We start from the raw sequence: 11,694 nt of genomic DNA on the forward strand, positions 1-11,694 counted from the left end.
TACATTTTTTGTATCGGGTATATTATTTATTTCGTGTTCCCTTATTTCCGCGTTCAGGCGGCTTTTCGTACCCGGAAAACTTCTGTTTTCACTCAGGCCGCCTGAACGCGGACCTACGAACTTTGTAAGGAGGACAGATAATGAAAACAAAAAGTTTTGTACGTTTGGCAGGTTTTTGGGCTATTGTTCTATGTCTGGCATTGGCTGTTATGTCTGGAAAGTCTCAGGCTGAACAAGAGAAACTCATAAAGATTGGGATACTTGGCCCTTTAAAATCTCCGGCAGGAAAGGGAATCCGCTGGGCTGCGGAGATGGCGGCTGAGGAAATCAATGCTCAGGGAGGAATTCTTGGAAAACAGATAAAATTATTTTTTTCAGACAGTAAATACAGACCAGAGATAGGCGCATATGGATACACAAAGCTTGTAAAACAGGATAAGGCTATCGCCGTGATCGGTTCAGCTTCCAGCAGTGTTTCGCTTGCCGTGATGGAACAAATGCGGCGTTACAAAGTGCCTTTTTTGCCCACTGGCGCGGCAAGCCCTGAGATCACTGATAAGGTGAGTGCAGATTACGACAAATACAAATATCTTTTCAGAGTATGCCATAGTTCTCTTGAAATGTCTTATTTTACTACATATTGGCTTATTAACGGATTTGCCAAAACTCGCAACCTGAAAAGCGCCGCCCTGATGATCGAAAATGCCGTATGGACAGGCCCTATCGCTAAAAAATGGGAAAAAAGTCTCAGAGAAGCGGGAATAGAAATTCCGGTATTTGAATATTTTGATGAAAAAACCACGGACCTTACGCCGATTCTTTCCAAAATCATAAATAGTAACGCTGAAGTGATATGTGTGTTATCTTCGCATGTGAATGCGGCCGTTTACGTTAATCTGTGGGCGAATATGAAAGGGCCGATCATGATGGGTATCACAGCTTCAAGTTCTACAATATGGGAATCCACCCGCGGAAAAGCATTAAGTCTGATTGATATGCTTTATCCGGGGATTATCGGCTTAACTTCCCACGATAAGCCGTTTTGCGAAAAATATGTAAAAAAATATAAAATAACACCGGAATATACATCCCCTTACACATATGACGCCATGTATATCCTTAAATCAGCCGTTGAAAAAGCAACGTCCGCGGAACCGGCGGCGATTTTAAAGACACTGGAAAATACAGACTGTAATGGCGTGATGGGCAGATGGGTTTTTGACAAAGCATCTCATCATCCTAAATTCGGGCCGGGATATCGTCAATTAATGATGGTACAATGGCAGGTTCCGGGAAAGCTGTGCATTATCTGGCCTGAAAATATAAAGAACTGTGATTTTATTCTTCCTCCGTGGTATGAGTAACGTTTTTACTGGGAGGCGTAATTATGTTGCCACTTATTCCGGATGCGAAAAATGATTTTCACCTTCCGAATAACTGAATGTGCTTACTCCTGACCGCCGCAATTTTACATATCCGATTTCTGAGTTCTTGCTAAAATGTAAGTTCAGCATACCTTTTAACACTCAGACGGAACAACGTCGGCCAGAAGAAGGAGGAAAAAAATAAAATGCTCAAAAACATAAAACTCAGAACCAAACTTCTGGCAGCCTTTTTGGCGGTAGGTCTCATTCCGTTTATAACTGTTGGAATCATAGCATTTGTTAATTCTCAAAAGGCGCTGTCCGACCAGGCTTTTAGCAAACTTGAGAGTGTCAGAGAGCTTAAAAAGGCCCAGATTGAGGATCTTTTCAGCGAGCGCAAAGTTGATATGGATGTTCTCATTAAAACAGTGGCAACACTCAGGCAGGCAGCTTTTGAGAAACTGAGAACTGTCGAGGAGATCAAAAAGGCCCAGGTGGAGGAATATTTTAAAAAATGTCTGAGTGATATAAGGGTCATATCCAGGAATGCCACAATTGCCGAGGCATTGGACAGTTTTGCTTATGCAATTGACGAACATGGTCGTCTCAATGAAAATTTATATCAGTTTCTTGAAGAAGAAAAATACGGAAGTTCCCTGAAACAGTTTAAGCATGAATACGGCTATTATGATCTGTTACTTATCACAAAGGATGGAAATGTTGCTTATACCTTAAATAAAGAATCTGATCTGGGACAGAATCTGATCAGCGGTCACTTAAAAGACAGTGTTCTCGGAAGATGTTTCCGGAACGGGCTGAAGGGTCTGTCCGTACAGGATTTTGAGCTGTATCCTCCTTCTGACAATCAGTATATTTCCTGTATTTCAGCCCCGGTTTTACAACACGGAGACACGATGGGGGTGATCGCTCTCAAATTAAACAAAGATGCTCTCAATACAATCGTCCGACGGCGTAAGGGGATGGGAAAGACAGGGGAAACTTATCTTGTGGGCAAATGGGAGAACAGAATCAGCTACCGAACTGACCGGATACTCAGAAAAGGAAAAATGGGTGAGGCAAAATCAGACAATGATGCTGATAAGGCGTTCTCCGGTGAAACCGGGTCAGAGATCAAAATCGGCAGTGCCGGAAAAATGGAGATCATCAGCTATGCTCCGCTGGAGATTCCCGGACTGAACTGGGCCATACTCACCACAATGCGCCTGGAAGAAGTCATCGCTCCCAAATTTGAAGGGGAAGATGAAGATTATTTTGCCAGCTATATCAGAGACGACGGATACGCTGATCTTTTTCTGATTCATCCCAAAGGGCATATCTTTTATTCGGCTGTCCATGAATCAGATTATGATACAAATATCCTTAACGGCAAATATTCTGATACGGGACTGGGCAGGCTGGTTCGGCAGGTATCAGAGACCCGAACATTCGGGTTTGCCGATATTCAGCCTTATCCTCCTTCTGGCGGAAAACCGTCAGCCTTTATGGCCTGTCCCGTAATTCACAACAGTGAAATTAACATGGTGGTCGCGTTACAGATTCCCGTTGACGTCATTAACGATGTTATGCAGGAACGCTCCGGCATGGGAAGAACTGGCGAAGCTTATCTGGTGGGACCTGACAAACTTATGCGTTCAGATTCCTATTCAGAACCGGAAAACTATTCTGTGAATGCTTCTTTTGCCCATCCGGAAAAAGGAAGCGTTGACACGAAAGCAGTTCAGGAGGCACTGGATAAAAAAACAGGCCGGGACATCATCAAAAATTATATTGGCAGAGAAGTTCTCTCTGCTTATACGCCGCTGAAGGTATGGGATACAACGTGGTCGCTGATTGTTGAGATTAGGACGGAAGAAGCTTTTGTTTCATTAAGAGAACTTAAATTGCTGATGAATGCGGTGGTAATAATTGTCGTTCTGTTTATTTTTGTGTTTACTGTTTTGCTTGCCCGATATATTATCAAACCTGTCAACCAGGTGATTACCGGTCTTGCAAAAAGTTCGTATCAGGTAGCCTTTGCCGCGAGTGAGGTTTCCGCAAACAGTCATATACAGTCCGAAAATGCCTCGGACCAGGCAGCAGCCGTGGAGGAAACTTCGGCTTCTTTGGAAGAGATGAGTGCTATGAGCCGGGAGACTTCGAAACTTAGCCTGGGGGCAAAGCAATTGATGAATGAGAATATAGAAAAGTCAGGGCGGTCATTAAAAGCCCTTATTGAGCTGACAAGGAAAATGACTCAGATTGAGGCGGACAGCGGGCAGATGGGACAGATTATAAAAAACATTGATGAGATTGCTTTTCAGACCAATCTTCTGGCGTTGAATGCGGCAATAGAAGCGGCTCGGGCCGGAGAAGCAGGAGCTGGATTTGCGGTTGTGGCTGACGAAGTGAGAACCCTGGCCCTTAGGACAACAGAAGCCGCTAAAAACACTCAGGTGTTGTTAGAGTCTGCTGTGGGACGGGTCAGTCAGGCAACGCGTTCAATCAGGGATATTAATAAAGATTTTGAAGGGATTATTGAGTCCGCAACCACAATGGGCGAGAAAACAGCCGCTATTACCGAGGCAAGCAGGGAAGTAAGCAGGGGGATTGAACAGATCAGCCTGTCTTCAAGCGACATAGAAAAAGTAACCCAGCAGGTTGCAGCCAGTTCTGAGGCGTCCGCGGCCGTGTCCGAGAAACTCGCAGCCCAGGCAGAGGTGATGAAAGCATTTGTAAATGAACTCGAGGAGCTTGTGGAGGGAATATTGAGAATTGAGAATTGAGAATTGAAAAGCACCGGGTGAAAATTTTTGGCAAAGGGTTTTTTCCGCCTGTGAAAAAAAACGCTTGACATCTAAAATGCAATAGTATAAAAGTTTTTAAAAATTAATTTGAAAAGGAAAGGTTTTTTCAGTGACACAGATTTTTGCAGACAACTTTTGGTATTTTAGCTACTATTATTTTACCAGCACTGGTCTGTCTGGGGGTCGCTGAACTTTACCAAAACATCATAAAGCGATAAAAGCCGTGGGCAGACTGAAGCCCACGGCTTTTTTTTATTCAAGAAAAAGGTCGTGGAGAAAAAAACTTCACGACCTTTTTTTGTTTTTTTAGGTGTTAGGTGTTAGGTGTTAAGTGTTAAGTGTTAGGTGTTAAGTGTTAAGTTGTCAGCTATTAAGAAAGAACAAAGCTGAAAGTTCCGAAGACTTGTTACTTAACCAACACATAACACTGACACCTGACACTTAACACCTAACACCTAACACCTAACACTTATTAAAAAAGAGGCACATCATGACGATCTTAGGCAAACGAATTCGGATGGAACGTATTATGAACCGGAATACCGGAAGAACTGTTATCGTACCTATGGACCACGGCATTTCCGTAGGCCCCATTCCCGGTCTGACAGATATGAAAACCACCATACAAAACATTGCGGATGGCGGCGCTAACGCCATCGTGGAACACAAGGGACTTGTGGAAGAAGGTCATCGCAAGGGTGGTTCTGATATTGGTCTTATTATTCATCTCTCCGGCTCCACAAGCCTCTCGATTTATCCCAATGCCAAAACGCTTGTCTGTTCGGTTGAAGAAGCGATAAAACTCGGTGCGGACGCTGTATCCATTCATGTCAACCTCGGAAATGGTCAGGAAAAAGAAATGCTGAATGATTTCGGGAAAGTCGCTTATGAAGCCCGCACCTGGGGAATGCCGCTGCTTGCCATGATGTATCCGAGAGGAGAAAAAATCAAGGACGAGTATGATGTCAATGTGGTCAAGCACGTCGCGCGTGTGGGAAAAGAAATGGGAGCAGATATTATAAAGGTATCATACACAGGTTCCCCGGAGTCATTCAGAGAAGTCACAGAAGGATGCGCTGCCCCGGTCGTCATTGCCGGAGGTCCCAAAATGGATTCGGACAGAGATATCCTGGAGATGGTGAAAGGATCCGTTGATGCAGGCGGTGCCGGTGTCTCCATAGGTCGTAACGTATTCCAGCACAGAGACCCCAAGCGCATGGTACAGGCCATTTCAAGTATTGTGCATGAAGGCGCTACTGTGGATGAAGGATTGGAGATTTTGGGCTAGGTTTGGAATTTGTGATTTGTGATTTGTGATTTGTGATTTGGAATTTGTGATTTGTGATTTGTGATTTGTGATTTGTGATTTGTGATTTGGAATTTGGAATTTGTGATTTGGAATTTGTGATTTGAAGTTGCAGGAGATGACCAATCCCCAGTCACAAATCACAAATCCCCAATCACAAATCACAAATCCCCAACTCGGAGGGATAAAACCATGCGAAAGATATGGATAAAGGTTGACCCGTGGGACAAGAAAATAGTGACAACAGCACTTGAAGGCGGTGCGGACGGCATCATGGTTCCACAGGGATACTCTGAAAAGGTAAAAGAACTCGGCAGGATTGAAACTATCTCCGAGGACGGTGACTTAAAACTCGGTGAAGATGTTGTTTTTTTTAATATCACCAGTGGCGAGGACGAAGAGGAGATTGTCAGGCTCAGTCAGAGCAGACAGGTTATTCTTCAGTGCAACGACTGGACCATCATTCCGTTGGAGAACCTCATCGCAAAAGGCGCGGCTGATGTTATTGCACAGGTTCAGAATCTTGAGGAGGCAGAAACAGCTTTCGGAATTCTGGAAAAAGGCGTGAATCATATCCTGTTTCAGCCGGCCGATGCAATGGAACTGAAAAAAGCACTTTCATTGCTTCGTTCAAATGATGAGAAAACCGCCCTTGATGTAGCTGAGATTGTTGAGGTCCGTGCGGTGGGAATGGGCGACAGGGTATGCGTGGACACTTGCACTTCAATGATCCAGGGCGAGGGAATGCTAGTGGGGAACAGCAGCAGCGCCCTGTTTCTGGTTCATTCGGAAAGCGTGTCAAATCCTTATGTCTCGCCCCGGCCCTTCAGAGTCAATGCTGGCCCGGTTCATGCATATACACGGGTTCCCGGAGGAAAAACCCGGTATCTTTCCGAACTTTCAGCGGGAGACCCGGTGCTTGTCATTGATTTTAAGGGAAACACCACCGTGGGAACGGTAGGACGCATCAAGGTGGAAAAGCGTCCGTTAATGTTGATTTCCGCAGCCTATGGTGATAAAAAGATAACCACCATCCTGCAAAATGCGGAAACCATCCGGCTCACAAGCCCGGAAGGCGATCCCATGTCAGTGGTAAGTCTTAAACCCGGTGATAAAGTGCTTGTGGCTTATGAAGAAGGCGGCAGGCATTTCGGCCACAAGATAGAGGAAACCATAACGGAAAAATAAGATATCATGGAACACCCTGAAAATACACAAAAAGAAAAAGCTTCCGATGACTCGGAGTGGCGTATTGATTTGCTTAGGAACACCATTGATGAGATTGACGAAAAACTTGTCCGTCTCATCAATGAACGCCTGGAAGTGGCGTTGGAAATCGGGAGAGCCAAGGCCCAAAAAGGGGCCCAGGTTTTGGACAGCGCGCGGGAGTATCGTGTTTTAAAACGCGTTGAAGACTTAAACAACGGGCCTATCAGCAAAGATGCGCTGCACCAGGTGTTTAAGCAGATCATGGCTGCATCTCGTGAAATTCAGAAACCACACCGGGTCGCGTACCTGGGGCCTGAGGCGACATTCACGCATATTGCCGCGATGAAGCACTTTGGGCGCACAGTTTCCTTTGTTTCGCAGCCGAGCATTCGCGATGCATTCAACGAGGTGGAAAAAGGATCATGCCATTACGGGGTTGTGCCGGTGGAGAATTCCATTGAGGGGGCAATCAATCATACATTGGATATGTTTTTTGAATCAGAACTTAAAATTTGCGCTGAGAAATATCAGACCATCTCCCATGATCTCCTGTCCAAAACTGGCACATTAAATGACATTCGGAAGATTTATTCTCATCAGCAGGGGTTTGCCAAGTGCCGAAGCTGGTTACAGAAATATTTGCCGGAAGTCGCGCTTGAGGAATGCGGCAGCACGGCATCTGCATTGCAGAAGACGCTCCAAACCCCGGACGCGGCTGCGATTGCCAGCAATGAAGCCGCACATCTGTATGATCTCAATGTTGTCGCGTCCAGAATTGAGGACGCTGTGAGAAACACCACCCGGTTTCTGATCATCGGACGGGATGATGTTCCCCGGACAGGCAGGGATAAAACTTCTGTCATGTTTGTGACACCGCATGTGCCGGGCGCGTTGTTCGAGGTTTTAAAACCCATGGCAGATTACAGTGTCAATATGGTGAAACTGGAATCCCGCCCCACCAAACACGAAAACTGGAGTTATTTTTTCTTTGTTGATATTGAAGGGCATATCGAAGATTCCAATGTAAAAGAAACTGTTGAAAAAATGAGAGAGATTTGCCTGTATATGAAGTTCCTGGGGTCATATCCGAGGGCTATTGAGGGGTGAGGGGGGAGAGGCGAGGGGCGAGAGGTGGGGTGATGAAAATGTTTCCAAGGCTCTGAAAAAGCTGATCCCGTTTTTGTTCCCCTCATTTTTTAACTGCCTGATTTTTAAGTCATAAAAAATTTACGGAATAAAAATGGGATCGCAATTGTCAGCCCGGTTTGTGACATTTTCATCACCCCAGGCGAGAGGTGAGGGATCAGAAGTGAAAAGAGAGTTTATATTATGATGATAAATGCCTATACTTGTCTTTATGGGATACTGGGGAAACCGGTATCCCACAGCCTGAGTCCGCTGATGCACAACATCGCTTTTTCTCATATTGGCTGGAATGGCGCATATCTTGCTTTTGAGGTGAAGGATCTTGGCGCGGCCATTACAGGAATAAAGGCTCTGGAAATTAAAGGCATAAGCGTTACTATTCCCCATAAGATTGCCGTCATGGAATTTTTAGACGAATTGGATGAGATGGCGAAGAACATCGGGGCGGTGAATACGGTGGTAAATCACCAGGGGATGCTTACCGGGTATAATTCGGACGGCCTCGGCGCCATGGCCGCGTTGTCTGAAAAAACGAGCATCAGGGAAAAGAATGTTGCGATTATCGGAGCGGGCGGGGCAGCACGTGCAATCGGTTTCGGAATATGCTCGGAACGCGGAAATGTCACCATTGTAAACCGATCAGCAGATAAAGGAGAGCGTCTGGCTGAGGCCCTCGGGGCTGATTTCTGTTCTCTTTCGGATATTGAAAAAATCAAATGCGATATTCTGATTAACACCACACCCCTGGGGATGACGCCGAACACCGACTCAACGCCGATACAAAAAAGATATCTTGAAAAAGGGATGATTGTGATGGATATTGTTTATAATCCCTTAAAAACCCGTCTGCTAAAAGATGCTCAGGAAGCAGGATGCGTCACCATTGACGGTGTTGCCATGTTTGTGTATCAGGGCGCATTTCAGTTTGAATTGTGGACAGGGAAAAAAGCCCCGGTTGAGATAATGCGAAAGGCCGTATTGATGAAACTTGAAACCTGAAACTCGGAACTCGGAACTCGGAATTTGAAATTTGAAATTTGAAACTTGCTGATTTTAAAGGAGTTAGGGGAGGGCCGACCAAGCCCTGTAAGGGCGGCGTGTTTGTAGCAACTGAAAATCTGTAATAATTATAAATATCTGACCCCAAAAAGTTACTATCAGAGACCGCTGCACTGGTTCCGTTCAGTGAGATTTTTCAGGGAAATTTATCGGATTTGTTTGAAAAAACAGCAGCTTGGCTGACTTTTGGTCTGTTCATATAACCATCTGTTTTTACTAACTTTCCCATTGAACGGAACCAATGCCGAGACCGCCGAGGTTTTGAAAACCTCGGCGGTCTTATGTCAGAAAATTTATGATCAGGTTCTTATCTGCACATAAGAAAATCTGCCGAAGCCAGTTTCAAGTTTCCAGTTTCAAATTTCAGGCAAGGAGGTTTCCATGAATGTTTATGAAGCTGAAATATGGGAGGTTGATCGTGTAACCAAGATGGTTTATTCAGGCATATGTTTCAAAGAGGGTGATAAACCTAAATTGCATAAATTAAAGAGGCTGTTCATACCGGATGGCAGGCTGATCAATAATAATGACGAAGAACCTCTGCTGACGGGCGGCATCATTCAGAAATAGACTGGTAATGAATTGTCAGGTTATTTTCAATAATGCAGGAAAGGAGATGAGAAAAGAATGGCAGAGCACAAAGATATTCAGGAACCGGAAGATTATACTGAAGCAGATTATATGGAGTTTGAGAGAAAACTTTTTTCACCGCTGGTACAGAAATCCGAGTTGGAAGATATCTGTATGACGCTTGCCCATCTTCCCACAAAACAGGCTCAGGATATCCTTATCCGATTTCGAGAATCACGTCGGGCCAGTGAGGTGGAATGGTTGGACTGTGCAGTGGAAGAAGGAGATTTTCTTTATCTTTCCCCGACAAATGAACAGGAAGAAAGAGATTATCTCGCTCTGAAAGTGATGCAGGAAATGTGGGATGAAACCATTGAGCTGCAAGTGAAGCATGATGAGGTCAGATTGGAACTGGATATGTTGGAGATCAGGTATGAAGCCATAAAATCGCTCGTTAAGAAAGGGGAAATTGAAGAGACCGAAGCCATCGGTCTTGAGAATTACAAAATTTTCAGAACCTCTGAGATGGAGACACTGGCCCGTGATATTTCCGTGAAGGAGAAAATATTTGACCAGATAAAGGCTTCCATCAGGACAGCAAAATATAAAGAGGTTGATCCGACATCTATGCGGCATGTGCATTTTACCTGAAACGGCTGCTCTGGCAGGGCCAAAAATTGCCCGCTTTGTACAATCGTTTTTCAGAAAAAAACTGCATATCATACCTTGGCCCGGTCAGACACAGACCGCTTCATCTCTGATACCAAATCATAAAATTTCATCTGCCTTGCTATTTCTGCTTTTGCAGGAATTGTTATTTTATAATGAGATTTTTTTCTTTTATTATTAATAATTTAAGCAAGACAAAGCACAATCTGCCAAGTATTTATGGATAATCCGTGGGCACTCACCAGCACTTAATTTAATTATCAGATAATATTTCATCTTGATATTTAAACAGCGTGTGATATAAGAGAAGAATTTCAGATGCACATAATGAGGAAGACATGATGAATAAACACCATAAAATTTTGGATACGGCAGAGATTGATCGCATACTCACAAGAATTACTCATGAGATCCTCGAAGTACATAAAGGGGCTGACAACCTTGCCCTCATAGGAATTCAGACCCGGGGCGTTTATCTTGCAAAACGTATATTTTCAAGGATTTATGAAATTGAAGGGGTTGAAATACCGACAGGTCATATGGATATAACACTGTACCGGGATGACTGGACCCGTATCAGTCCCAACCCCATTGTGCAGACCACGGAAATATCTTTTTCTGTGGATGAAAAACAGATTGTTTTAATTGATGATGTTCTTTTTACTGGCCGAACTGTGCGGGCCGCACTGGACGCGCTGATAGATTTTGGGAGACCGGATCGTATTGAGCTGCTTGTGCTTGTGGATCGGGGACATAGAGAGCTTCCCATTCAGGCCAATTATGTGGGAAAATTTGTTGAGACAAGACGTTCGGAAAGAGTAAATGTTTTGCTTGCAGAGCATGATGACGAGGACCAGGTTATTATTGAAGACTGAGGATAAGACTGAAGGTTGATTATGGGAACCAGAGAACACAAGGAAAACGCTGCAAAGCATGTCAAAGTCGGAATTATCACCCTTTCAAGCACGCGAAGCCTGGCAAATGACAAAAGCGGGCATTGGATCAGTGAACAGGCCGGAAAAAACGGGCATAAGGTAGTGTTTCATCAGGTTATTCCGGATGATACCGAAACCATTGCCGATGCGATTCTTTATGTTATTAACAACTACGAACCCCAGGTGCTTTTGCTGACAGGGGGAACAGGCATCACTAAAAAAGATGTTACTGTCGAGGCTGTGCGGCCTTTGTTTAAAAAGGAACTTACAGCATTCGGCGTTCTCTTTGCACAACTGAGTTTTGAAGAGATCGGTTCGGCAGCGCTGTTATCCCGCGCGACCGCAGGCACGATTGATAATACAATCCTTTTTTGTATGCCCGGAAGCCTCAATGCATGCAAACTTGCCTGTGAAGCCCTTATTTTTCCCGAACTGGGACATCTTGTAAGGCACGTTTGCGAAGGATAACCATTTTTTCTCACAGTTAGTTCCAAGGGCATGATACTCGGATCACAGCCGTTTTCGGACGGTCTGACGGGAGATTCGGTCGCTGTGACGCGCCCAAAAATGACGGTGACATTCCCGGACAGAGAGCCGGATTCACAGTAAATCCGTTTTTCCCGGATCAGCCT

General features: G+C 44.7%; 10 protein-coding genes. All 10 read left to right on the plus strand.

Annotated elements, in window-relative coordinates:
• Positions 1-140 precede the first annotated feature (140 nt).
• The 10 genes from dnm_RS11580 to dnm_RS11625 all read left to right on the plus strand — a co-directional run bounded on the left by dnm_RS11580 (position 141) and on the right by dnm_RS11625 (position 11,530).
• Positions 141-1,364: an ABC transporter substrate-binding protein gene (locus dnm_RS11580; protein ID WP_207682802.1), complete on the plus strand. Its 1,224-nt coding sequence runs from the start codon at positions 141-143 to the stop codon at positions 1,362-1,364.
• Between the two features lie 206 nt (positions 1,365-1,570).
• Complete coding sequence (locus tag dnm_RS11585; protein WP_207682803.1) at positions 1,571-4,147, plus strand: methyl-accepting chemotaxis protein; 2,577 nt, start codon at positions 1,571-1,573, stop codon at positions 4,145-4,147.
• Positions 4,148-4,658: 511 nt separating this feature from the next.
• A complete protein-coding gene (locus tag dnm_RS11590; protein ID WP_207682804.1) occupies positions 4,659-5,456 on the plus strand; it encodes a 2-amino-3,7-dideoxy-D-threo-hept-6-ulosonate synthase in 798 nt (265 codons plus the stop codon).
• A gap of 210 nt (positions 5,457-5,666) precedes the next feature.
• A complete protein-coding gene (locus dnm_RS11595) occupies positions 5,667-6,662 on the plus strand; it encodes a 3-dehydroquinate synthase II (protein WP_207682805.1) in 996 nt (331 codons plus the stop codon).
• 6 nt (positions 6,663-6,668) lie between these two features.
• The gene (gene pheA, locus dnm_RS11600; RefSeq protein ID WP_207682806.1) at positions 6,669-7,790 is read left to right on the plus strand and encodes a prephenate dehydratase; all 1,122 of its coding nucleotides are present in this window, start codon (positions 6,669-6,671) and stop codon (positions 7,788-7,790) included.
• 222 nt (positions 7,791-8,012) lie between these two features.
• On the plus strand, positions 8,013-8,828 hold the full coding sequence (locus dnm_RS11605; RefSeq protein ID WP_207682807.1) for a shikimate dehydrogenase: 816 nt from the start codon (positions 8,013-8,015) through the stop codon (positions 8,826-8,828).
• Between the two features lie 441 nt (positions 8,829-9,269).
• Positions 9,270-9,458: a hypothetical protein gene (locus dnm_RS11610; protein ID WP_207682808.1), complete on the plus strand. Its 189-nt coding sequence runs from the start codon at positions 9,270-9,272 to the stop codon at positions 9,456-9,458.
• Between the two features lie 57 nt (positions 9,459-9,515).
• Positions 9,516-10,109 (plus strand): hypothetical protein, encoded by a 594-nt coding sequence (locus tag dnm_RS11615; RefSeq protein ID WP_207682809.1) that lies wholly within the window; start codon positions 9,516-9,518, stop codon positions 10,107-10,109.
• Between the two features lie 356 nt (positions 10,110-10,465).
• Complete coding sequence (pyrR, locus tag dnm_RS11620; protein WP_276571877.1) at positions 10,466-11,002, plus strand: bifunctional pyr operon transcriptional regulator/uracil phosphoribosyltransferase PyrR; 537 nt, start codon at positions 10,466-10,468, stop codon at positions 11,000-11,002.
• Positions 11,003-11,023: 21 nt separating this feature from the next.
• On the plus strand, positions 11,024-11,530 hold the full coding sequence (locus dnm_RS11625) for a MogA/MoaB family molybdenum cofactor biosynthesis protein (protein ID WP_207682810.1): 507 nt from the start codon (positions 11,024-11,026) through the stop codon (positions 11,528-11,530).
• Positions 11,531-11,694: the final 164 nt, after the last annotated feature.

It is taken from the genome of Desulfonema magnum (genome assembly GCF_017377395.1).
GTDB lineage: Bacteria > Desulfobacterota > Desulfobacteria > Desulfobacterales > 4be13 > Desulfonema_C > Desulfonema_C magnum.